This is a genomic window from Stenotrophomonas sp. ZAC14D2_NAIMI4_7 (genome assembly GCF_003086675.1).
GTDB lineage: Bacteria > Pseudomonadota > Gammaproteobacteria > Xanthomonadales > Xanthomonadaceae > Stenotrophomonas.
On sequence record NZ_CP025995.1, the window covers coordinates 1,253,767 to 1,277,650 of the forward strand.

The following is a 23,884-nucleotide window of genomic DNA, read 5'->3' on the forward strand; positions in this document are numbered from 1 at the left end:
GGGCGAGTGCCGACCAACGGTCGGCAGTCCACGCCATGCGTGGATGGAGCCCGGCGGTGGGGTCGGAGCCCTTTCCTGCGGAAAAGGATCCGACCCCGGTGCCTGCCTTAGAACTTCCAGCGCAGGCTGGCGGCCACGAAGCGCGGTTCGCCGTAGTTGTTGTAGTCCAGGTTGGCCCAGTAGGTCTTGTCCAGTGCGTTGCGCACGCTCAGCGTGGCCGTCCAGTTGTCGCTGATGCGGTAATTGGCGTTGAACTGCACCAGCGCGTAGGCCGGCTGGTTCACCGTGACCGTGCCACCCAGCGGGTAGGGGATGTTGTAGCCCTGCACCTTGCTCTGCCACTGCACGCCGGCGCCCACGCTCAGGCGTTCCAGTGCGCCGCGCAGGCGCAGCTGGGTGTTGATCTGCAGCAGGTCTTCGGCGGGGTTGGCATACAGCAGGTCGGTGGCCGCGCGGGTCACCTTTACGTGGGTAAAGCCCGCGTTGACGGTCCAGCCCGGCAGGATCTCGCCGTTCACGTCCATCTCCCAGCCACGCGCCTTGGTGCCGTTCACACCGATGTAGGCCGACGTGCCATCGCTGAGCGAGTTGTCCGGTACGCTCATGTCGCGCACCGCGTAGTTGTCCTGCTTGGCCTCGAACACCGCGGCATTGGCGGTCAGGCGGCCGTCGAACCACTGGGTCTTCAGGCCCGCTTCCAGGTTCGAACCCTGCACCGGCGCCAGCAGGTTCTCGTTCTTGTCCTTGTAGTTCTGCGGATTGAAGATTTCGGTGTAGCTGGCATACGCAGAGACATTCGGGGTGATGTCGAAGACCAGGCCCACGTACGGGGTCACTTCGTCGCTCACCTTGTAGGCGCCGCTGGTGCCGGTGTAGGTGCCGGCCGCGTTGAACGCGCGGGTACGGGTTTCCCAGCGGCTCAGGCGTGCGCCGGCAATCAGCGAAAGCGGCTCGGCCAGGTGCAGGCGCGCGGCCAGGTACACGCCGCTCTGCGTGGTCTTGGCCACGCGGCGCGCACCGGTACGGGTGTAGGTCACCTCGGAAATATCGCCGTTCCAGTCGTACACGTTGGGAATGTAGTAGCAGCGTTCGCTGCCGCAGCGGGCCCAGTCGGTCGGGAAGTTCAGCGTGGTGGTGTTGGTGGTCGCTTCCAGGTCGGCCCACTGCGCGCCGAAGGTCAGGTCGTGCTGCTGGTTGAACAGCTCGAACGTGCCGGTCAGGTAGGCATCGATGTTGCGACGGGTGTCTTCGGCATCGCCGGCGGCGGCGCGCAGGAAGATGCCCGAGCCGGTGGCGGGGTTCGGGTTGCCGGTGCCGTACAGGCGCACGTTCTGCACGTTGCCGCGGGTGTAGGCGGTGTTGATCTTCAGCAGCCAGTCGTCGCCGAAACGCTGTTCCAGGTTGGCGAACACGGTGCTGGTCTCGCGCTGCCAGTAGCTCCACTTCGGCGACAGGTTGGTCGAGCGCGGCAGGTGGGCGAAATTGCCCTGGCTGTCGAAGAACGGCACGGTGCCCCAGGTGGAACCCACCGGGTTGTTGTCCTGGGTCTGGTAGCCCAGGGTGACCGTGGTGCTGTCGGTCACATCGCCTTCCAGCACGGCCATGCCGGCCATCTTGTTTTCCTTGTAGCGGTCGTAATAGAAATCACGATCGGTATAGGCCGCCACCACGCGGCTGCGGAACCGGCCGTCGCTGGTCAGCGGCGCGTTCACGTCTGCTTCCATGCGGCGGTAGTCCCAGCTGCCGGCACTGACCGCGAACGAGGCATCGAACTCCTTGCCCGGGCGCTTGCGCAGCAGGTTCACCGTGGCCGACGGCACACCAGCGCCGCTGAGCAGGCCGTTGGCGCCGCGGATCACTTCCACGCGGTCGTAGAAGGCGGTGTCGTATTCCTGGTTGGTCGAGCCGCTGTAGGTGGGAATGCCGTCGACCTGGAAGTCGGTGATGGCGAAACCGCGCGCGTAGTACAGCGGGCGCTGGGTGTCATAGAAGGACACGCTGACGCCGGTCACGTTGCGCATCACGTCGTTGATGCTGAACAACGATTCGTCCTGCAGGCGCTGCAGGCCGATCACGGTGGACGACTGCGGGGTTTCCTGCAGGGTGATCGGCAGGCGCGTGGTGCTGGCCGGGGCGGCCTTGTCGGCGCGCACGCTCACCTTGTCCAGGGTCTTGGCGTCGGATGCATCAGCGCCGGCATCGGCGGCGAACGCCGAAGGGGCCGACATCAGCAGGGCGGACAGCAGCGCGGCCGACAGCGGCGCGCGGCGGGGCAGGCGGGAAGCGTAGAGGGACATGGAGGGCTCGGGGCGGGAAGGGAAAGGGAGGGCGGCAACAGTCATCCGGCACCCGAGCGGCGGCATCGGGCGGGGTCAGGTCCATCTGCGGGAGGGCGCAGGTCAGTTGCGCGGGGTGCAAATGTAAATCGTTCTTAACAACATTACAATTCGTGACAGTGGAATCTGATCCCCTTCCGGCGCACAAACGCGAACGGCCACCCGAAGGTGGCCGTCCGTTTCTACTGCGTGGGAAACTCCAAGCTTACAGCGCCTGCAGTTCCTCGTTGGCGTTGCGCTTTTCCTTCGCCGCCGCCGGGGCCGGCGTGGCCGCCGGCACGAGCGCCGGGGCGGCCGCAGCATCGGCCGGCACTTCCAGGTAGGGAAGGTGCAGGGTCTGGCTGGTCAGCGTGCGGATCTCGTTGGTCAGCGCCGCGCTTTCATTCAACTTGCGGCCATACGAGGGCACGATCTCACGCAGACGGGTTTCCCAACCGGCCTTCATCTGTTCCGGGAAGGCCTTGGCCATCAGGTCCAGCATGATCGGCGGCGAGGTCGACGCGCCCGGCGAGGCGCCCAGCAGCGCGGCGATGGTGTGGTCCTTGTCGGTCACGATCTCGGTACCGAACTGCAGCACCGGGCCCTTCAGCGGGTCGCGCTTGATGATCTGCACGCGCTGGCCGGCGGTGATCAGCTTCCAGTCGCCCGGCTTGGCGTTGGGGAAGTACTTCACCAGTTCCGCCTGGCGATCGGCGTCGTTCAGGCGTGCCTGGGCCATCAGGTACTGCACCAGGTCCAGGTTGTCCTTGCCCACTTCCAGCATCGGGCCGACGTTGTTGTGGTTCACCGACGAATACAGGTCCCACCATGAGCCGTGCTTGAGGAACTTGGTGCTGTACAGCGCGAACGGTCCAAACAGCACCACCGGCTTGCCATCCAGCTTGCGCGCATCCAGGTGCGGCACCGACATGGGCGGCGAACCGGTTTCGGCCATGCCGTAGGCCTTCACGCCGTGGCGCGAGGTCACGTCCTGGCCCTGGAAGGCCAGGAACTGGCCGCCCACCGGGAAGCCGGCGTAATCCTTCGATTCGGGAATGCCGGACATCTGCAGCAGCTTCAGCGCGGCGCCACCGGCACCGATGAAGACGAAGCGGGCATGGGTGGTGGTTTCGGTGTTGGCCTTCAGGTCCTTCACCGTCACGTTCCAGCTCTTGTCGGCGTTCTGCCGCAGCGCGCTCACTTCATGGTTCAGGTGCAGCTTGAAGTTCGGGCTGCGCTGCAGGCCGGCGGTCAGCTGGCGGGTGATCACGCCGAAGTTGACGTCGGTGCCCAGCGGCATCCAGGTGGCGGCCACCTTCTGCTTCGGGTCGCGGCCTTCCATCAGCAGCGGGGCCCATTGCTTGATCTGCGCCGGATCTTCCGAGTACTGCATGCCGTAGAACAGCGGGTTCTTCACCAGCGCCTGCTGGCGCTTGTGCAGGTAGGCAATGTTGTCATCGCCCCAGACGAAGCTCATGTGCGGGGTCGGGTTGATGAAGTCGCTGGGCTGGCTCAGCCGGCCTTCCTTCACCTGGTGCGACCAGAACTGGCGCGAGACCTCGAAGCTTTCGGCAATGCCGACCGCGCGCTTGGTCTCGATGCTGCCATCGGGCAGCTCCGGGGTGTAGTTCAGTTCGGCGAAGGCCGAATGGCCGGTGCCGGCGTTGTTCCAGCCGTCCGAGCTTTCGTTGGCCACGCCGTCCAGGCGTTCATAGACCTGGATGTTCCAGTCCGGCTGCAGTTCCTGCAGGTAGGTGGCCAGGGTGATGCTCATGATGCCGCCGCCGACCAGGACGACGTCGACGGGTTTGTCGTTGCTCGCCGCCGGCACCGAGCGCTGGGTCAGCGGCCAGTACAGGAACAGCGCGGCTACCAGCAACAGCAGCACGAGCAGGGCGAGAAGGGCCTTGCCAAATTTCTTCATGGGGGTGACTTATGGCGTGGGGAAGGGGTTCAGGATGCGCGCCGGGTAGGGAAAGGGCGTGAAGAAACAACGCCTTGCAGCATCCAAGGGGCGGATTCTAACCCTTTCGGGTCCGGATTTGGTGCAACGCAGCATCCGGCCACCCTGGCGCGGCAGCGCCGGGTCACGGCCCTCAGACCAGCTCGAGAATCTCGTCCCCGGCCTCGTCCAGCTCACCGGTGGCTTGCCAGCCCAGGTGACGGTAGAACCCGTAGGAGCGCGATCGGGGATCGGCCGAGCAGGCCAGGAACAGCCGGCCATGCCCGGCAGCGCGCGCGAGTTCGACCACGTCCTGCAGCAATCGCTGGCCGATGCCGCGACGTTCGTATTCCGGCAGCAGGGCCAGTACCAGCACTTCGCCGCTGTCACGGTCGGCAAAGCCGTAGCCGACCATGGTGCCGTTGTCCTCGGCGATGCGGCCGATGAAGTCGCCCTGTGCAATGCCCTCGGCCCAGCTCTCGGCGGTGATGCCCAGCTCGGCCAGTTGCGCCGCACTGAAGGCGTTCTCGCGGGTACGCCCGCGCAGGTCGATGCAGGCGGCCGCATCATCGGGCCGGGCAGGGCGGTAGTGGATCGTCATGTCTGTTCCTTTGGCAGCGCCGGGCCATGCCTGGCGGGTCCCTTCAATCACTGCCAATAGTGAAGTATTCGGCCGCGAAATAGGCCACCTGGTAAACCAGCGCCACCGCGGCCAGCAGCAGCTGCGCGCGGGCGCTGCGCAGGTTCCAGCCCAGCACGCAGACCACCAGCATCAGCGCCGAATGCAGCGGATAGGCCTCGCCCAGCAACTGCCAGCGGCTGCGCCCCTTGATCGCAGTGTCCACCAGATCCAGCAGCGTCAGCACCGCGATCACGCCGAATATCCAGCGCCGGCGCTGCAGCAGGTAGTGGCCGTAACTGCCGTAGTCGCGCAGGTCATCGGGAAACAGCAGCGCGCACAGCAGGAACCAGGTTGCGCTGTAGGCGATCACGAACAGATAGGTTTCAAACGTCCAGCGGTGCACTTCGATCAGGCGGAATTCCCACCACCAGAACGTGACCAGCGACACCAGGGTCCACGCCACCCAGCACAGGTGCAGGGCCGAACAGCCGCGCCGCTGCGGGTGCTCGATGATCTGCGCCAACCCCTTCAGCAGGGTGGTGATCGACAGGCCCAGGATGATGCCCATCACCACGCGGATATGCAGGAACAGCGGATCGCTCCCCATCGCCCAGCCCCCCAAGGTCGGTTGCCGCGATGCTGGCACAGAAAAAGGCCCCGCAGAAAGGGGTCAAAGCCCGTTGCGCAGCAACGGGATCCGACCCCGGTCCGTTCCAACAACTCGCGGAAAACCATCGAAGGCGGGGTGGGTCCGGTTGCGGGGGCGTGAGCGCCATGGATGGCGCGACCGAGGCTACATGGACGTACTTGCGCCGTCCCCCGCAACCGGACCCACCCTGCCTACCCATGGATAGCACGCTGTTGCTCCGGCTCCGGCTCCGGCTCCGGCTCCGGCTTCAGCTTCTGCAGGTGCAGGGCGCAGCCCTGCCGCCTCAGCGCTTCCGCCGTACCAACGCGGTCGATGCGTCCAGCACGGCGCGGGTCAGCAGCGCCATGGTCTGCACATCGCCCTTCCAGTGCTGCCAGTACAGCGGCACGTCTTCCCAGGCGCGCTGGCGCACGTAGACCAGGCGGCCGGCATCCAGGTGCCGCTTCACCAGCGGCAGCGGGTTCATGGTCCAGCCCAGACCGCCCAGGTTGGCCTGCACGAACGCGCGGGTGGAGGGAATCCACCAGGTCGGCGCGGTGCTGGGCAGCTCATCGCCGGCCATGCGCCGGGCGAACCGGGCCTGCATGTCGTCCTTGCGGTTGAACACCAGCACCGGGGCCTGCGCCAGCGCCTGCGCGGTCACGCCCTTGGCGAAATGCTGGTCGCGGAACTCCGGGGTGCAGGTGGCCGCGTAACGGATGCTGCCCAACGCATGGATCTGGCAGCCCTGCACCGGTTCGTCCAGCGTGGTCACCGCGCCCAGCACCGTGCCCTGGCGCAGCAGTTCCACGGTGTGGTCCTGGTCTTCCACGCGCAGGTCCAGGGTGGTGCCGGTGCCCTGGGCAAAGGCGTGCGCAGCCTGCGGAAACCAGGTTTCCAGGCTGTCATGGTTCACCGCCACCGGAATGCTGGCCTGCGGCAGGTCCTCGTCGGCCAGGCCCATGCGGTGCAGCGCGTCGTGCTCCAGCAGGGCAGTCTGTTCGGCCAGCTGCACCAGCAACTGGCCTTCGGCGGTGGCGGTGGCCGGGGTGCCGCGCTTCACCAGCAGGCGGCCGATGCGGTCTTCCAATGCCTTGACCCGCTGCGAGATGGCCGATGGGGTGACATTGAGCGCCTGCGCGGCGCGGTCGAAGCTGCCTTCGCGGATCACCGCGGCCAGGGCCCGCAGCTGGGCGTGATCGATACGCATCAGATTAAGTTCCGCTAATGTTGGTTTAGTAAGTTTAGCTCGTCTTCTTAATGTTGCGGCGCGACAATGGCGCCCGTACCGGTGCTGTCCGCCTTCGCGAGGCACCGTTCCCCCAGCAAGAAAAGGCAGTGAATCCCATGTTCTCGGTCATCTCCGCCAGCACCGGCCTCGGTGCCTGGTTCTCTGGTGCAGCCACCGGCATCGGCCTGTTCGCCGTGGTCGGTGCCCAGAGCGCCTTCATCCTGCGCCAGGGCATCCTGCGCAAGCACATCGTGCCGGTGGTGGCCACCTGCGCGGCCATCGATGCGTTCTTCATCTTCGCCAGCGTGGCCGGCCTGCGCACCCTCACCACGGCGCTGCCGTGGCTGACCACCGCGGTGCTGTGGACCGGCGTGGCCTTCCTGGCCTGGTATGCCATGAAGTCCGCGCGCCGTGCCTTCGCCGGTGGCGGTGGCATGGGCGAGGCCGACAGTGACGACGGCAGTCGCCGTGCGGTGCTGATGGCGGCGGTCGGCTTTTCGCTGATCAATCCGCATTTCTGGCTGGACATGATGGTGATCGGTTCGATTGCCGAAAACTTCGGCAATGCACGCATGGCGTTCGCTGCCGGCGTGGTCACCGCCAGCTGCCTGTGGCTGACCGCGCAGGGCCTGGGCGCGCGCCTGCTGGCACCGCTGTTCACCAAGCCCAGCACCTGGCGGGTGCTGGACGGCACCATCGCCGTGATCCTCAGCATCCTGGCCCTGACCCTGGCGGTGCGCGGGGTCCACTGACCCACCGCGCACGCCCCCCGAACCCACGTCCTGACTCTCTCTCCAAGGTAGTGGCCATGACGGCACCGGCAACGGTGCCGTCTTTTTTTGTCGCCGCCAGCACTGGCGGGCGGGAATCGGCCGTGCCTAGAATCGACGATGCGGACAGGGTGTCCGCTTCAAGGGGGAAGGATGCGCAAGTGCTTGTTGGCTGCCCTGGTGGCTGCCGTGCTGTTGCCGGGGAAGGTGATGGCGGTCGATGTGGATGCGTTCGTGCGCCAGGAGGCGTTCGGCGATCTGAAGATTTCACCCAGTGGCCAATACTACGCCACCACCGTGCCGGGCGAGGATTTCACCGCGCTGGCGATCCTGCGGTCATCGGACAATTCCGTGGTCAGCAGCATGCGGCCACCGAGCAACAACCACGCCACCGATTTCCACTGGGTGAACGACTCCCGCCTGCTGATCGGCGTGGCCGAAAAGTTCGGCAGCCTGGATGAGCCCTCGCCCACCGGCGAGCTGCTGTCGATGAACGCCGAAAGCGGCCGCACCGAACTGCTGGTGGGCTACCGGGTGACCAGCAACGGGCCGGGCACGCGCATCCAGCCGAAGAAGGTGGAGGCCATCGCTGCCTTCCTTTCCGATGACCTGCCGGACGACGACCGCAACGTGGTGATCGCGGTGTGGCCCTTCAGCGAAGATCCCTACACCCGCGCCGAGCGCCTGGACGTACAGAGCGGCAAGCGTACCACGGTGGCCCGTTCGCCGGTGCGCCGCGCCGACTTCACCACCGATGCACTGGGCCAGGTGCGTTTCGCCCACGGCGCGGGCACTGACAACGTCAACAAGCTGTACTACCGCGCCGCCAACGGTACCGATTGGGTCCTGGTGAACGATGAAAGTGTGTCTGCGCGCATCGAAACCGCGATCGGCTTTTCCGAAGATGGGCAGCTGGCCTATCTGAAGAGCGAGCAGTCCAGCGGTCCCGATGCCATCGTCAGCTGGAACCCGCAGACACGGGAGCGCAAGACCGTGCTGCGCGACGAGGTGGTCGATCCGTACCGCATCATCGTCCGCCCCGGTACCCGCATTCCGGTGGGCGCGCTGTACCTGGGCGACACGCCGCGCACGCGATTCTTCGACGAGACTTCGGCCGATGCGCGCCTGTACCGCAGCCTGGAGGCGGCGTTCCCCGGCCAGGCGGTGTTCATCACCTCCAGCACCCGCGACGGCAACAAGGTGCTGGTGCGCGTCTGGTCCGGCTCCAACCCCGGCGACTTCTATGTCTACGATATCGCCGCGCGCAAGGCCGATTACCTGATCAGCCGCAGCGACTGGATCAACGTGGAAAAGACCGCGACGGTCAAGCCGTTCAAGCTGCAGGCGCGCGACGGCCTGCCGCTGCACGGCTACCTGACCGTGCCGCATGGCAGCGATGGCCGTAACCTGCCGATGGTGGTCATGCCACATGGCGGACCGCTTGGCATCTACGACGATGGCAGCTACGACCGCGAAGCGCAGATGCTGGCCGCGGCCGGCTATGCGGTGCTGCAGGTCAATTTCCGCGGCTCGGGCAACTATGGCCGCGCCCATGGCCAGGCGGCGGCCGAGCAGTGGGGCAAGGCCATGCAGGATGACGTGACCGATGCCACCCGCTGGGCGATCAGCCAGGGCGTGGCCAACAAGGACCGCATCTGCATCTATGGCGCCTCCTACGGCGCGTATTCGGCCATGATGGGTGCCGTCCGCGAGCCCGGTCTGTACCAGTGCGCAGCCGGCTATGTGGGCGTGTATGACCTGCCCATGATGTTCAACCGCGGCGACGTGCAGGACCGCAAATCGGGCATGACCTACCTGCGCGAATGGTTGGGTGACCCCGCCAAGCTTGGCGCCGTATCGCCGGTCAACCTGGCCGCGCAGATCAAGGTGCCGGTGTTCCTGGCCGCCGGCGGCGAAGACAAGCGTGCGCCGATCCAGCACACCGAACGCATGGAAGCGGCGCTCAAGCGTGCCGGAACGCCGGTGGAAAGCCTGTATTACAAGACAGAAGGCCACGGCTTCTACACGCTGGAACACAAGCGCGAGTACTACGGAAAGCTGCTGGCCTTCCTGTCGCGCAGCCTGGGCGGGGCGACGGCCAGCGCCAGCGTGCCGGCGGACAAGGGCAAGGCGCCCTGAGGCATTGCCCGCGGGCGCGCAAGCGCCCGCGGGATGTTCACTTCAGCGGAAGCGATAGCCAAACTGGAGGTCGGCGCGTACATCGCGCTCACCCCACTGGCGCAGGCTGGACAGTTGTGCGCCGAAGCCCAGGTTCGAACGCTCGTAATCCAGCCCCAGCTGAAGCCGGTGGTCCACGCCGCTACGGCGCACGCCGGGCAGGGTGAATGCATTGCCCGATGCGCCCAGCAGGTACGCAGTGCGTGCCTGCTCGCGCAGTGCCAGCGGCCGGCTGGCCGCCACGTCGGCCTGCAGACGCCACTGCGTGCCAAGCGCGCGCTGGAATGCGCTGCCCACTTCCAGCTGCACGCCCTGCAGGTGACCTGCCGCCACTGCCAGGCCGAAGCCGTTGGAATGCTGTTCGTGGAAAGCGCCTTCCTGCTGGTCGAAAGCGCTGGCCTTGATGCGCGGCTGCCATTGCACCTTGCCCAGCGATGTCGCCATGTCCAGCGTAGTGGCCAGCATGGTCCTGCCCAGCCGACGCTGGCTGTGCGCGGTTTCGCGGGTCTGGCCCCAGCTTAGCTGGCGCTGGCCCTGCAGCTGGTGCTGCTCGTGGCCAAGCTGGTGGCGCAGCTGCAGCGCACCCCACTGCTGGGCCAGGCCGATACCGGCGAACCGTGAATGCAGGCGATCCTGGCCACTCGCTGCGGGCAGGTCAGCGGACAGTGCCGCCGTGGCCAACTGCAGTACCTGGCCGCCGCGCAGCTGCACCGCGACCTGCATCGCGCCGCCATCGCCACGCACGCCGAACGCATTGGTCTGCCCGCCGCCGAAGGCCAGGGCGCGCGATTGCCCGGCCGGTTGAGCCGCCAGCTGCGACCACAACGCATCGGCGTTGCTGGCAACGCGCATTGCGTCGCTTGCCAGGCTGGCACCGGACAGCTGCTGCAGCGCGTTCTGGAAGGTGCGCTGATCGGCCACTTCCAGGCTGTGGAACAGCGCGTCATTGCGATAGGCATGCTCCAGTGCGGACGCGACCTGCTGCTGGTTGTCGCCGGCCAGCTCGCGATAGTCACGGCGCTGCATCGTCACATCCACGTTGCCCTGCGCATCACGCTCGGCTTGTGCACGCCAGACCACACTGGCACTTCGGATATTCTTCTCGCCGCCTTCAGCGCCGCTGACCACATCGCGCAGTACGACGTGCGAGGCGTCGGTGCCGCGGGTGAAGCCGGTGTCCACGGCGACGTCCTGCAGATGTCCGCCGCCATGCAGCACCAGTTGGCCCGCGCTGCCATCGGCATTCGTGCCGACCGTGTAGCCGCTGATGCCACGCGGTGCCTGCCAGCCGAGATCACTGCCCGCGCGGTCGGCGGCGGCTGTGTCCGCGTCGGCATGCGCGGCGCTGCCCTGGCCGTAGACGTTCACCACGCCATTGTTGATCAGGCGGCCGCTGCCCCCCGGGGCAATCTGGAAGGCAAACGAGTCGGCAGAGTGGATGTTGATCACACCGCTACGCCGGTTGTTCAGCGTTGCACTGCCATCGGACTGCATGGCGATCATGCCGCGGCCCTGATTGTCGGTGGCCGTGCCCAGGTTGATCACGCCGTCGTTGATCAGGGTGGCGCCACGCGCGCCGCGCATCGCCACGGCGCCATCGCCGGTGACGGTCAACGTGCCCTGGTTGAGCAGGGTGGCATGCGCGCCCTCTGCATGCAGCAGGGCACTGTTGCGGGCCGAACTCTGCATGCTGGCACCGCTGCGGTTGAGTGCGTGGCTGGCGTGGCTGTCGGCCACCAGCCGCAGCACGCTGCCATGGGCGCCGTCGAGCTGGATATGGCCGCGGTTGTCGAGCACATCGATCGCATCGCGATCGGTGCCCCACGGACCCGTCACGGCATCGAACAACGCACTGCCTGCGACGAGGTCGCGTGCCAGGATTCGGCCTTCATTCTCGACTTCAGCGCGGTCGCGCAATGCAATGCTGGCGCCACTGATGTCGAGCACGCCATTACGGCTGTTATCGAGATCCGAATCCTGGTTGAAGGACCACTGGCCGCCCACGATCTGCATCGCGCCGTTGTTGTCGATCTCAGCCTCGCCTATGGCCTGTACACGCGCACCGATGAAGTCGGCGCGGTTGAAGTTCTCCAGGCTGCCATCGCCGGCGAGCTGCAGCGCGCCTTCAACGCGCAGCGTGCCATGGTTGTCCAGATCCGCATCGCCGTCGATGCGCAGCGTGCTGGCACTTCCAGCGTCCAGGCTGCCGGTGTTGCGCAGCTCGCCTTCACCCACCAGGTGCAGCGTGCCCGCCAGCAGCTGCAGGTGGCCTTCGTTGCGCGCGCGCCCGGTGACGCGGGTAGTCACTGGCTGCTGCCAGTTCACCTGGGTGCCCGCCGCGGCCAGGACCTGGTTGTTGCCGAACTGGCCACCTTCCTGGCCGGGCGGCACCGTGCCACCGCCACCACCGCCGCCACCACCGCCGCTACCACCGCCGCTACCACCGCCGCCGCCGCCAGCTGCTGCGGCACCCAGGCCGAGCGCCGCCAGGCCGCCCCACCACCAGCCGGAAATACCGGCGTCGGCATCGCAAGTGACCTGGTCAGTGTCCTTGCAGGAATCGGACGTGTCGCCTGCGAACGCCGGAACCGGGGCGAGCAGACAGGTCGAGATGAGCAGGGCCAGCGGGGGGCGTGTGAACGTGGAAGCGTGCATGTCAGGAGAGAAGGAGTCAGGGGAGGCCGCATCGTGCCCCCTGCTTAGCCTGCTTGACATGCAATTTGTACGAAAATGCCCGTCCCGCCAGCGCGGCACTGGACGTAGACAGGCGATGTGACGTTCTTGGCCTTATTTCACTCCGTGCATCATCCGCTTCAGCAGCGGGGCGGCAACGAAGGCCGCCACCGCACAGCCCAGGCCGATCCACATCAGCAGCCAGAACAGGTGCGCATAGGCACCGGCGGCGGCCGCCATGTCCAGCGCTTCGCCTTCGGGCACCTCGATCGCGGCCAGCTTGCCGAACAGCGCGGCCAGCGTTTCGGAGAACGCGGTGGCCAGGAACCAGGTTCCCATCATCAGGCTCATCACCCGTGGCACGGCCAGCTGGGTCACCGCCGACAGGCCGACCGGCGACAGGCACATCTCGCCGCTGGCCAGCAGGAAGTAGGCCAGCACCAGCCACCACACGCTGGCCATTTCGCCGGTGGCGCCCACCTGCTGCGCGGCCAGTGCCAGCGGCACGAACGACAGCGCACCGATCACCAGTCCCCAGGCCGATTTCACCGGCTTGCCCGGCTCCCAGCCGCGGCGGTCCATCCAGGTCCACAGCGCGGCGAACGCCGGCGCCAGCAGCACCAGGAACAACCCTCCCAGGTAGGTGAGCGAACCGGCGGTCTGCGGAATCACCAGGCAGTCGCGCACCAGCAGCACCAGCATCAGCGCCACGATGGCAATGAAGAACGCACGCGGTGCGTTGGATCCCGGCCGGCGTTCGGCCAGGCGCGCGCTGACCACGAAGCCCAGCGGCGCCAGCAGCAGCGACACGATCGACCACGGCAGCGGCGTGCCGTCGGTGATCACCAGCGCCGGCACGATGTCCTTGGTCAGCAGCCGGTCGGTGAAGGTGACCCACGACCCGTACGACTGCTCGTACATCGTGAAGAACACCAGCGCCATGAAGATCAGCACCATCAGCGCGATCATCTGCTGGCGCTGCACCGGCGTGCATTTCGTGCCGGTGAACCAGGCGAACCAGACCAGCACGCCGCCCAGCACCACCAGCATCAGCATCAGCGCCAGGCTGATTTCACCGCCCAGCGCGAAGGCGCCGTTGCCGGCCGCCCACATCAGCCAGGCAACTGGCAGCACGCCGACCACCGCGCACAGATAGATCAGCCACTCGCGCGGCAGACCCAGCACCTTTTCCTTCAGTGCCGCCGGCTGCGGCGGCTCGGCGTGGCCGTGAAGGTATTTCTGCCCCCACAGGAACATGGCCAGTCCGGCCAGCATGCCGATGCCGGCCGCGCCGAAGCCGTACTTCCAGCCGTAAGCCTCGCCCAGGAAACCGCAGACCAGCGACGAGAACAGCGCGCCCAGGTTGATGCCGGCATAGAACAGCGAGAAGCCTGAATCGCGGCGCGGGTCGTCCTTGGGGTAGAGCTTGCCGACGATGGTGGAAATGTTCGGCTTCAGGAAGCCCACGCCCATGATGATCAGCGCCAGCGACAGATAGGTCACCGCCAGCGCCGAGGTATCGCGCACCACTTCGCCGTTCACCCGGTACGCCGCGTGGCCTTCGAAGGCCATGCCCAGGTGGCCCAGCACCAGCAGGATGCCGCCGAACAGCACCGCACGGCGCATGCCCAGCCAGCGGTCGGCCAGCATGCCGCCGAACACGGGGATGCAGTACACCAGGCCACCGTAGGCGCCCAGCAGGTCCAGCCCGGCCTTGTCACCGAACAGGTGGTACTTGGTCAGGTAAAGCAGCAGCAGCGCCTTCATGCCATAGAAGGAGAAGCGTTCCCACATTTCGGTGAAGAAGCAGACGTAGACGCCCTTGGGGTGGCCCAGGAAGTCGTCGGAAGCAATCGCGGTGGAATTCATCGGCGGATTATAGGCGCGTGCCGCAGGCACGCGCCGGGCCATGCCCGGCGGCCACGCTCAACGCCGGGCATGGCCCGGCGCTACCGTTCAAAGGTAGCGCAGCCAGGCCAGATCGCGCCGCCGCGCCTTGAACCGCCCGAACGCGCGCGTGGCCGGGTACAGCGCCACCGCCAGCGCACAGGCCACCAGCAGCAGGCCGGCCACCGAATCCAGCGCGTACAGGCTGCCATGGGTCGGCCCCCAGATCGCCAGCGCGGCCAGGTACATCAGCTTCAGCACGTACAGGTGCAGCAGGTAGAAGAACATCGGCGCGGCGCCAATGTCAGCCAGCGGCTGCAGGGCGCGCGCCATCGGCGCCCACTCATACAGGCGCAGCAGCAACAGGCCGATGCCCAGGGTCAGCAGCAGGAACTGCAGCGACGGCGGGTACTTGGTCACGTTGAACACGCTCATCCAGGTGCGCAGCGTGCTGTCCTGGTACTGCCACGGCGCTTCGCCATAGCCGTTGGCCAGGCGCAGCAGGGCGAACGCCGCCAGCGCACCCAGCCCGGCCCACAGCAGCCAACGCTGGCGCTGCGCCGGGTCGCGGTCGCGGGCGAACCACGGCCCCATCAGATAGCCCAGGGCGATCACCCCGATCCACGGCAGCAGCGGGTAGGAGGTACGCAGGCGCATCACTCCGGCATCGATCCAGTCACGCTGGTGCAGCACCTTCCACAGCACCGCCAGCACGCTGTTGCCTTCCACCCGCACGCCATCGAACAGGTTGTGGCCGGCCACCAGCAGCACGCCCAGCACCAGCAGGGCAGGGCGCGGCAGCCACAGCAGGCCGGCCAGCGCGATCATGCTCAGGCCGATGGCCCAGATCACCTGCAGGTACAGCGTGTCCGGCGGGAACTGGAAGGTCCAGGCGAAGTTGACCAGGGTCAGCTCCAGCACCACCAGGAACAGGCCGCGCTTGAGCAGGAAGGCGGCGATGGCACGGCGCGGATCGGCCTGGCGCTGGCCGTACAGCCACGCCGACAGGCCGGTGAGCAGCACGAATACCGGGGCGCACAGATGGGCCAGCAGGCGGCAGGCGAACAGGGCCGGCGAGACCGTGGAGGCATCCATCGGATCGCTCACCTGGTACTGCAGGAAAAAGGTCTCGCGCACGTGGTCCAGCAGCATCAGCAGCATCACGGTGCCGCGCAGCTGGTCGATGGAGGCCAGGCGGGGAGAGGGGGAAGAGGCCATGCGGGGAAGGGGGGCAAACGAATTGGATAGGATATAACATATCGTTTGCGCCAGTCCCAGCGCGGTTTTGCCGGTTCGGCCCGTTGGCGGTGCCTGCGGCGGTGGAGGACGCTGCAGCAGGCGCCCCCATCCTTTGGCACGCTGGACTTGCTGCCCCCTGAACGCTAGCGTGCAAGGGATTTTTTGCCAGCAGGGGCTTCCATGAACCACGACGCTGCGCCCAAGCAGCTCACCTTCCGCGCAGTGGCCCTGGCCATCGTGCTGGCGGTGGTGCTGTCAGCGGCCAACGCCTACCTCGGTCTGTTCGCAGGCCTGACCATCGCCACCGCCATTCCCGCCGCGGTCATTTCCATGGGCGTGCTGCGCCTGCTGGGCGGTGGTTCCATCCTCGAAAACAACATCGTGCAGACCGGCGCCTCGGCCGGTTCGTCCATCGCCGCTGGTGTCATCTTCACCATCCCGGCGCTGGTCATCATGGGCTACTGGCCCGACTTCAAGTACTGGTGGGTGCTGGGCATCGCCGGTCTGGGTGGCCTGCTGGGCGTGCTGTTCTCTGTGCCGCTGCGGCGTTCGATGATCGTCGAAGACCCGCTGCCCTTCCCGGAAGGAAAAGCCGCGGCCGAAGTGCTCAAGGCCGGTGAGAACCCCGGCCCGGGCCTGAAGATCCTCGGTCTGTCGGCCGTCATCGGCGCCTTCGTCAAGCTAGCCGCCGAAAGTGGCCTGCGCCTGATCCCCGATGCCTGGTCGACCTCGGCCTACGTCGGCAGCTCCAAGATCACCGCCTTCATCGGCACCAACCTGTCGCCGGCCCTGCTGGGCGTGGGCTACATCGTCGGCCTGAATGTCGGCATCGTGGTGGTGTCCGGCTCGATCCTGACCTGGCACATCGCCATTCCGATCTACCAGGCGTTCTTCATGAACACCGACCTGGCCCTGGCCGCGTCGGTTGCCACCGCCTCGTCCACCGAGGCCGCGTTCGCCATCTGGGGCGCGAAGATGCGTTACCTGGGCGTCGGCGCGATGCTGATCGGCGGCATCTGGACCCTGATCTCGCTGCGCAAGTCGCTGCTGAACGGCGTCAAGAGCGGCTTCGCCGCCGCGCGCAAGAGTGGCGGCCCGGTGCTGGCCCATACCGAACGCGACCTGCCGATGAAGTGGATGCTGGTCGCCCTGGTGGCCTTCGTGTTGCCGCTGCTGGCCTTGTACCAGGCCATCGTCGGCCAGTGGCACGTGTCCATTCCGATGACCATCATCATGATCGTCGCCGGCTTCCTGTTCGTGTCGGTGTCGGCATATCTGGCTGGCCTGATCGGTTCGTCCAACAACCCGGTCTCGGGCATCACCATCTCCACCATCCTGTTCGCCTCGGCCGTGCTGGTCGTGCTGCTGGGCGCCGATGGCCTGAAGCCGGTCGGCGCCGGTGGTGCGCCGCTGGGTGCGGTGGCCGCCATCATGATCGGTGCGGTGGTGTGCTGCGCTGCCGCGGTGGGCGGTGACAACCTGCAGGATCTGAAGGCCGGCTACATCGTCGGTGCCACCCCGTGGAAGCAGCAGCTGATGCTGGGCATCGGTGCGTTCTCGTGCGCGCTGATCATGGCCCCGGTGCTGAACCTGCTGGCCACGGCCTACGGCATCGGCGTGAAGTCCGAGCTGCACCCGAACGCGCTGGCCGCCCCGCAGGCGAACCTGATGGCGTCGGTGGCCAAGGGCCTGTTCGGTGGCGAACTGCCGTGGACCTTCATCGGCATCGGTTCCGTGGTCGGTGCGGTCATCATCGCCTTCGACAGCTGGCTGAAGTCGCGCAACTCGCGCTTCCGCGTGCCGGTGCTGGCGGCCGCCATCGGTATCTACCTGCCGCTGGAACTGATGGTGCCGATCTTCCTGGGCGGCCTGATCGCCTATCTGGTCGAGCGCTTCCACAAGGTGCGTGGCGACGATGAAGAGGGCCGCGACCGCGTGCACAAGCCGGGCGTGCTGTTCGCCGCCGGCCTGATCACCGGTGAGGCGCTGATGGGCATCGCCATCGCCGTGCCGATCGTGGTCAGCAGCCGCGCCGACGTGCTGGCGCTGCCGTTCCACCTGCCGGCCGCGCAATGGTTCGGCCTGGCCGTGCTGTTCCTGGTGGGTCTGCTGATCTACCGCACCGGCAAGCGCGCACAGGTGTAATGGCAAGGGGCCGGATCCCTTCCCGCAGGGAAGGGCTCTGACCCCGGCTGGCAGCGTCTGGGGTCAGAGCCGATTCCGCTGGAATCGGATCCGACCCCGGCGCCCCCCGCAGACCGCGCTTCGGCGCGGTTTGCTGTATCTGGCGGCGGGATCGGCGCTGGCCGGCAGGCATGACCGATGGCCTTGGCAGCCCCGCCCGCGCGGGCCTACCATCGGATTTTTGCCGTCCTGCGGAGACCCCGATGAAACTGCGTCATGCCCTGCTGCCACTGAGCCTGCTGGCCGCCCTGCCCAGCGTTGCCGCTGCCCGTGGCCTGGAAGTCCGCGACATGGTGGCCATGGATCGCGTCTCCGCCCCGGTCCTGACCGCTGATGGCGGCACCGTGGTGTTCGCCAAGCGCAGCACCGATGCCAATCTCAAGTCCAGCACCGCGCTGTTCGCGCGCAACCTGCGCACCCGCGATGCGGCACCGCCGAAGCAGATCACCCCGGCCGGCTGGAACGTCAATTCGGCCTCGCTGTCGGCCGACGGCCAGACCGTGTATTTCCTCAGCGCCAGGAACGGCAGCCAGCAGCTGTACGCGCAGGCCCTCAGCGGCGGCACCCCGCGCCAGCTGACCGATTTCCCGGTGGACGTGGACAGCTACCATGTCTCGCCGCAGGACGACCGCGTGCTGTTCAGCGCCGGCGTCTTCCAGGCCTGTGCCTCGGACCTTGCCTGCACCGAGAAGAAGCTCAAGGACGTGGCCGACGCCAAGGCCAGCGGCAAGGTCTTCGATTCGCTGTTCGTGCGCCATTGGGACACCTGGAACGACGGCCGCCGCAACACCCTGTTCGTGGCCCCGCTGCCCGCTGCCAAAGCCGGCCCGGTGAAGGGCGCCTCGGCGCTGAGCGCGACCATTGATGGCGACGCACCGTCCAAGCCGTTCGGCGGCAATGACGATTTCACCTGGTCGCCGGACGGCGCCAGCGTGGTCGCCAGCATCCGCGTGGCTGGCAAGCAGGAGCCGTGGTCGACCAACTTCGACCTGTACCGCTTCGATGCGGCCGGCAAGCAGGCGCCGGTCAACCTGACCGCGTCGAACCCGGCCTGGGATGCCGGCCCGGTGTTCAGCGCCGACGGCAAGACCCTGTTCTACCGCGCCATGAAGCGCCCGGGCTTCGAAGCCGACCGCTTCGGCCTGATGGCCATGGACCTGGCCAGCGGCAAGACCCGCGAGATCGCCCCGCAGTGGGATCGTTCGGCCGGTGAGATCAACCTGTCCGCCGATGGCGCCAGCATCTACACCACCACCGACGACCTGGGCGAACATCCGCTGTTCCAGATCGACGTGGCCAGCGGCAAGGCCACCAAGGTCATCGGCGATGGCACCGTGTCTTCGGTCAGCGTGGCCGGCAACAGCGTGGCCATCACCCGCAACAGCCTGAAGAGCAACGACCAGGTGCTGGTTGGCCTGCTGCCGGCGGCCGGCGAAACCATGGGCCCGCTGCGTGCGCTGACCCCGGCGGCCGGTGACGTGTTGAAGGACGTCAGCTTCGGCGATTACGAACAGTTCGAGTTCAAGGGCTGGAACAACGACACCGTGCACGGCTACGTGGTCAAGCCGCACAACTACCAGGAAGGCAAATCCTACCCGGTTGCCTTCCTGATCCACGGCGGCCCGCAGGGCAGCTTCGGCAATGGCTGGAGCTACCGCTGGAACCCGCAGACCTACACCGGCCAGGGCTACGCGGTGGTCATGATCGACTTCCACGGTTCCACCGGTTACGGCCAGGCCTTCACCGATGCGATCAGCCAGCACTGGGGCGACCGCCCGCTGGAAGATCTGCAGAAGGGCTGGGACGCAGCGCTGAAGAAGTATTCCTTCCTCAACGGTGACAAGGCCTGTGCGCTGGGCGCCAGCTACGGCGGCTTCATGGTGAACTGGATCGCCGGCAACTGGAACGGCCCGTTCAAGTGCCTGGTGAACCACGATGGTGTGTTCGACCAGCGCATGATGGGCTATGCCACCGAAGAACTGTGGTTCACCGAATGGGAGCAGGGCGGCACCCCATACCAGAAGGCGGCCAACTACGAGAAGTTCAACCCGGTCAACCACGTGGCTGACTGGAAGAAGCCGATCCTGGTCATCCACGGCCAGCAGGACTTCCGCATTCCGGTTGAACAGGGCCTGGCCGCGTTCACTGCCGCCCAGCGCCAGGGCATCGAATCGAAGTTCCTGTACTTCCCGGACGAAAACCACTGGGTGCTGAAGCCGGCCAACAGCATCCTGTGGCACGACACCGTCAACGCCTGGCTGAAGCAGCACATCGGCGAATAAGCCGCTGCAGCGCCAAGGGGTCGGGTCCCATCCGCATCGCGGATGGGCTCCGACCCCATCCATCGACTGTTCCTGGGGTCAGAGCCCTTTCGCATCGCGAAAGGGATCCGACCCCGCACCCAGAGCACCTGCATGATCCAGAACGACATCGTCGTCTTCGGTTTGATCGCCGCCACCCTCGGCGCCGTGTTCTGGACCGCATCGCGCGAGCAGGGCCTGTGGAAGCGCTTCTACACCTTCGTGCCGGCGCTGCTGCTGTGCTACCTGCTGCCGGGCATCTATAACACCGTCGGCCTGATCGACGGGCAGAACACCAAGCTGTACAACCCGGTGGCGCGCGACATCCTGCTGCCGGCCGCGCTGATCCTGCTCACCCTGGCGGTGGACATCAAGGGTATCCTGCGGCTGGGCCCGAAGCTGGTGCTGATGTACCTGGGCGCCTCGGCCAGCATCATGCTGGGCGCGGTGGTGGCCTTCCTGGTGATGCGCGCCATCCACCCCGATACGGTGGCCGGCGATACCTGGGCCGGCATGGCCGCATTGGCGGGCAGCTGGATTGGCGGCGGCGCCAACATGCTGGCGATGCGCGAAGTCTTCGACGTCAACGCCACCACCTTCGGCCAGTTCGCGGTGGTCGATGTGGGCGTGGGCTATGTGTGGATGGCCGCGCTGATCTTCCTGGCCGGGCGCGCGGCGAAGATCGATGCGCGCAGTGGCGCCGATACGTCGGCCATCGATGAACTGAAGGAGCGCATCGCACGCTTCCAGGCCGAGCACGAGCGCATTCCCAGCCTGACCGACCTGATGCTGATCGTGGCGGTGGCTTTCGGCGGCGTGGGCCTGGCCCATGCCATCGGCGCGCCGTTGGCAGCGTGGTTCAAGGCCAACGTCAGCTGGGCCGCGCAGTTCAGCCTGGACGCGCCGTTCGTGTGGGTGGTGGTGCTGTCCACCACCCTGGGCCTGGGGCTCAGCTTCACCCGCGCGCGCACCCTGGAAGGCGCGGGCGCCTCGCGGCTAGGCTCGCTGCTGCTGTACTTCCTGATCGCCTGTATCGGCATGCAGATGGACCTTCTGGCGCTGCTGGACCGCCCGTGGCTGTTCCTGCTCGGCATCATCTGGATTGCCGTGCACATCGCCCTGCTGTGGTGCCTGGGCAAGCTGCTGAAGGTGCCGTTCTTCTACTTCGCCATCGGTTCGCAGTCGAACATCGGCGGCCCGGCCTCGGCACCGGTGGTGGCGGCCGCGTTCCATCCGGCGCTGGCGCCGGTGGGCGTGCTGCTGGGCACGATGGGTTATGCCACCGGCACCTATCTGGCCTATGTGGTCGGCATCACCCTGCGCGCACTGGCCACATAGTAGATCCAGGCCATGCGTCGATGGTGCGGACCAAGGTCCGCACCTACCAACGGCGGGCACCATGCGTGGATGGTGCGGACCAAGGTCCGCACCTACCAGCGGCGGGCATCATGCGTGGATGGTGCAGACCAAGGTCCGCACCCACCGGTGACTTACGCCACCGGCAACCCGCGCTCGATCAACCACGCTTTCGCGTCTTCGGCGTCCTGTTCGAACCATGCCTGGGTAGACCCCAACCGGTACGTATACCCCCACGCATCCATGTCGGCCATCAGCCGCGCGCTGCCCACGCCGGGCAGCTGCCCGGCCAGCACGATCTGCAGGTAGCAGGTGGCGTCTTCCTCGGGCACCGAATCGGTGGCGTCGGTGTGCACCTCCGCACGCCGCTCCGGCGGCAGCACGATCAGGTGGCAGGCCTCGTGCAGCATGGAGTGCACCGGCGTGTCGTCGCGCACGTAGACGTTGCTGGCGATGATGCCGGCCTCGGGTTCACCCCAGTAGCTGCCAGGAATGGCTTCGCCGGCGGGCACGTGGTGCAGCCGCAGGCCATGCGCGGACAGCAGCTGCTGCGCATCGGCGAAGGCGATGTCGCCAACGCGGGTCACGTTCGGTTCGGGTGGGGTGTCGGTCATGCAGGGTCACACGGCCCCGCCCATGCAGGCACGGGCGGGGCAGGGGGTCAGGGCTTGTCCGGGCCTTCGGGCAGCGCCACGGAAATATCCAGCACGTCGTGCTGGCCATCCTTCACCAGGTCGACCTTCACCGCATCGACGTCGATGTTCACGTACTTCTTGATCACTTCCAGCAGCTCGCGCTGCAGCAGCGGCAGGTAGTCCGGGCCACCGCGGTGGCTGCGTTCCTGCGCGATGATGATCTGCAGGCGGTTCTTGGCGGTTTCGGCGGTGGTCTTCTTCGCTTTGAGGAAATCAAACAGGCCCATGCTTACCCTCCGAACAGCTTGCTGAAGAAGCCCTTCTTCTCGACGCTGGTGAAGCGCATCGGGCGTTCTTCGCCCAGGATGCGCGCGACGGCATCGTCGTAGGCCTGGCCGGCAGCGGATTCGACATCCAGGATCACCGGTTCACCCTTGTTGGATGCGTTGAGCACGTCGCCCGATTCGGGGATCACGCCAATGGCCTTCAGGCCCAGCACTTCTTCCACGTCGGCAATGCTGAGCATTTCGCCGCTTTCCACGCGTACCGGGGTGTAGCGGGTCAGCAGCAGGAAGGCCGGCACGTTCTGGCCCGATTCGGCCTTGTGGGTCTTCGAATCCAGCAGGCCGATGATGCGGTCGGAGTCGCGCACCGAGGACACTTCCGGGTTCACCACCACCACGGCGCGGTCGGCGAAGTACATCGCCAGGAAGGCGCCCTTCTCGATGCCCGCCGGCGAATCGCAGATGATGTAGTCGAAGCCGTCGGCGGCCAGGTCCTTCAGCACCTTGCCCACGCCTTCCTGGGTCAGCGCATCCTTGTCGCGGGTCTGCGAGGCAGCCAGCACGTACAGGTTGTCGAAGCGCTTGTCCTTGATGAGGGCCTGCTTGAGGGTCGCTTCGCCGTGCACGACGTTGACGAAGTCGTACACCACGCGGCGCTCGCAACCCATGATCAGGTCGAGGTTGCGCAGGCCGACGTCGAAGTCGATCACGGCCACCTTCTTGCCGCGCCGTGCGAGGCCGCAGGCCAGGCTCGCGCTGGAAGTGGTCTTGCCGACGCCGCCCTTGCCGGAGGTGACTACGATGATTTCAGCCAAAGGACTTCTCCTGATGATTCTGTTTTGGGGCTGCGTCAGTCCAGCGCAGCGATCTTGATCTGGTCCTGTTCCAGCCACACCTGCACGGCCTTGCCGCGCAGGTTGTCCGGCACATCGTCCAGTACCTTGTAATGGCCCGCAATGGCGACCAGTTCTGCATGGAAATCGCGGCAGAAGATGCGCGCCGCGGTGTTGCCCTGGGCCCCTGCCAGCGCGCGGCCGCGCAGGGTGCCGTAGATATGGATGCTGCCGTCGGCGATCACCTCGGCGCCTGCGCCAACGGTGGCCATCACGGTCAGGTCGCAGTTTTCCGCGTACAGCTGCTGGCCCGAACGCACGTTGCCCAGCTGCATGCGGCCCGGCTGCGGCGCGGCGGCGTCGGCGGCCTTGCCCACCGGCGTGGCCGGGGCGGGCTTGGCTTCGGCCTTGGCGGCGCGGCGCGGTTCGGCCGGCGGTGGCGGCGGGGCCGGCTCGGCTTCGGCGCGTTCGTACTGGGCGCGGAACTTGGCCAGCAGCGGCAGGCCCAGCTGCTGCGACAGCAGATCGATGGCCGTGGTGCCGTAGGCCAACGCCACCGGCAGCACGCCGGCGCTGCGCAGGCCATCCACCAGCGCCTGCGCGGTGGCCACGTCCGGCACCTGGCTCAGGCCGCCGAAATCGAGGATGACCGCGGCGCGGCCGAACAGCTTCGGCGCACGGGTCACCCGCTCCTGCATTTCCTGCACGAGGCGTTCGACATCAAGGGTACGGATGCGCAGGTTGGCAATGCCCACCTGGCCGATCTTCAGTTCACCGGCCTGTTCGTAATCAAAATTCACCGCCACG

The 23,884-nt window shown here is 66.8% G+C and carries 17 protein-coding genes; 5 read left to right on the forward strand and 12 right to left on the reverse strand.

What is annotated here, in order from left to right; genetic code table 11:
- Window positions 1–107 precede the first annotated feature (107 nt).
- The 5 genes from C1922_RS05850 to C1922_RS05870 all read right to left on the reverse strand — a co-directional run bounded on the left by C1922_RS05850 (window position 108) and on the right by C1922_RS05870 (window position 6,717).
- Window positions 108–2,297: a TonB-dependent siderophore receptor gene (locus C1922_RS05850; RefSeq protein ID WP_108748907.1), complete on the reverse strand. Its 2,190-nt coding sequence runs from the start codon at window positions 2,295–2,297 to the stop codon at window positions 108–110.
- A gap of 244 nt (window positions 2,298–2,541) precedes the next feature.
- Window positions 2,542–4,239: a malate dehydrogenase (quinone) gene (gene mqo / locus C1922_RS05855; RefSeq protein WP_108748908.1), complete on the reverse strand. Its 1,698-nt coding sequence runs from the start codon at window positions 4,237–4,239 to the stop codon at window positions 2,542–2,544.
- Window positions 4,240–4,411: 172 nt separating this feature from the next.
- Entirely contained in the window at window positions 4,412–4,858 is a 447-nt protein-coding gene (locus tag C1922_RS05860; RefSeq protein ID WP_108748909.1) for a GNAT family N-acetyltransferase, read from the reverse strand.
- A 43-nt stretch (window positions 4,859–4,901) separates the two neighbouring features.
- A complete protein-coding gene (locus tag C1922_RS05865; protein ID WP_108748910.1) occupies window positions 4,902–5,486 on the reverse strand; it encodes a hypothetical protein in 585 nt (194 codons plus the stop codon).
- Window positions 5,487–5,811: 325 nt separating this feature from the next.
- Complete coding sequence (locus C1922_RS05870; protein ID WP_108748911.1) at window positions 5,812–6,717, reverse strand: LysR family transcriptional regulator ArgP; 906 nt, start codon at window positions 6,715–6,717, stop codon at window positions 5,812–5,814.
- 137 nt (window positions 6,718–6,854) lie between these two features.
- Between C1922_RS05870 and C1922_RS05875 the strand changes: the two genes are divergently transcribed.
- Both C1922_RS05875 and C1922_RS05880 read left to right on the forward strand, forming a co-directional pair.
- Entirely contained in the window at window positions 6,855–7,490 is a 636-nt protein-coding gene (locus tag C1922_RS05875) for a LysE family transporter (RefSeq protein WP_108748912.1), read from the forward strand.
- Between the two features lie 171 nt (window positions 7,491–7,661).
- Window positions 7,662–9,647, forward strand: coding sequence for a prolyl oligopeptidase family serine peptidase (locus C1922_RS05880; protein ID WP_108748913.1), 1,986 nt, complete (start codon window positions 7,662–7,664; stop codon window positions 9,645–9,647).
- Window positions 9,648–9,689: 42 nt separating this feature from the next.
- Here C1922_RS05880 and C1922_RS05885 read toward each other — a convergent pair whose 3' ends face one another.
- The 3 genes from C1922_RS05885 to C1922_RS05900 form a co-directional block, all read right to left on the reverse strand.
- Entirely contained in the window at window positions 9,690–12,341 is a 2,652-nt protein-coding gene (locus C1922_RS05885) for a hypothetical protein (protein ID WP_199912231.1), read from the reverse strand.
- Between the two features lie 132 nt (window positions 12,342–12,473).
- A complete protein-coding gene (locus tag C1922_RS05895) occupies window positions 12,474–14,228 on the reverse strand; it encodes an oligopeptide:H+ symporter (protein ID WP_108751494.1) in 1,755 nt (584 codons plus the stop codon).
- 87 nt (window positions 14,229–14,315) lie between these two features.
- The gene (locus C1922_RS05900; protein ID WP_108748916.1) at window positions 14,316–15,464 is read right to left on the reverse strand and encodes a heparan-alpha-glucosaminide N-acetyltransferase domain-containing protein; all 1,149 of its coding nucleotides are present in this window, start codon (window positions 15,462–15,464) and stop codon (window positions 14,316–14,318) included.
- 201 nt (window positions 15,465–15,665) lie between these two features.
- Here C1922_RS05900 and C1922_RS05905 point away from each other — a divergent pair, with 201 nt between their 5' ends.
- The 3 genes from C1922_RS05905 to C1922_RS05915 all read left to right on the forward strand — a co-directional run bounded on the left by C1922_RS05905 (window position 15,666) and on the right by C1922_RS05915 (window position 21,307).
- A complete protein-coding gene (locus C1922_RS05905; protein ID WP_108748917.1) occupies window positions 15,666–17,630 on the forward strand; it encodes an oligopeptide transporter, OPT family in 1,965 nt (654 codons plus the stop codon).
- A 242-nt stretch (window positions 17,631–17,872) separates the two neighbouring features.
- A complete protein-coding gene (locus C1922_RS05910) occupies window positions 17,873–19,951 on the forward strand; it encodes a S9 family peptidase (RefSeq protein WP_108748918.1) in 2,079 nt (692 codons plus the stop codon).
- A 132-nt stretch (window positions 19,952–20,083) separates the two neighbouring features.
- Entirely contained in the window at window positions 20,084–21,307 is a 1,224-nt protein-coding gene (locus C1922_RS05915; protein WP_108748919.1) for a DUF819 family protein, read from the forward strand.
- Window positions 21,308–21,459: 152 nt separating this feature from the next.
- On the opposite strand, the gene C1922_RS05920 is transcribed toward C1922_RS05915, so the two are convergent.
- From C1922_RS05920 to minC, 4 genes are read right to left on the reverse strand one after another with little or no spacing between them, the layout of a single operon-like run.
- Complete coding sequence (locus C1922_RS05920; protein ID WP_108748920.1) at window positions 21,460–21,939, reverse strand: hypothetical protein; 480 nt, start codon at window positions 21,937–21,939, stop codon at window positions 21,460–21,462.
- 47 nt (window positions 21,940–21,986) lie between these two features.
- Window positions 21,987–22,247: a cell division topological specificity factor MinE gene (gene minE / locus C1922_RS05925; RefSeq protein WP_005408532.1), complete on the reverse strand. Its 261-nt coding sequence runs from the start codon at window positions 22,245–22,247 to the stop codon at window positions 21,987–21,989.
- A 2-nt stretch (window positions 22,248–22,249) separates the two neighbouring features.
- The gene (gene minD / locus C1922_RS05930; RefSeq protein ID WP_108748921.1) at window positions 22,250–23,059 is read right to left on the reverse strand and encodes a septum site-determining protein MinD; all 810 of its coding nucleotides are present in this window, start codon (window positions 23,057–23,059) and stop codon (window positions 22,250–22,252) included.
- 35 nt (window positions 23,060–23,094) lie between these two features.
- Complete coding sequence (gene minC, locus C1922_RS05935; protein ID WP_108748922.1) at window positions 23,095–23,883, reverse strand: septum site-determining protein MinC; 789 nt, start codon at window positions 23,881–23,883, stop codon at window positions 23,095–23,097.
- Between the last annotated feature and the right edge of the window lies 1 nt (window position 23,884).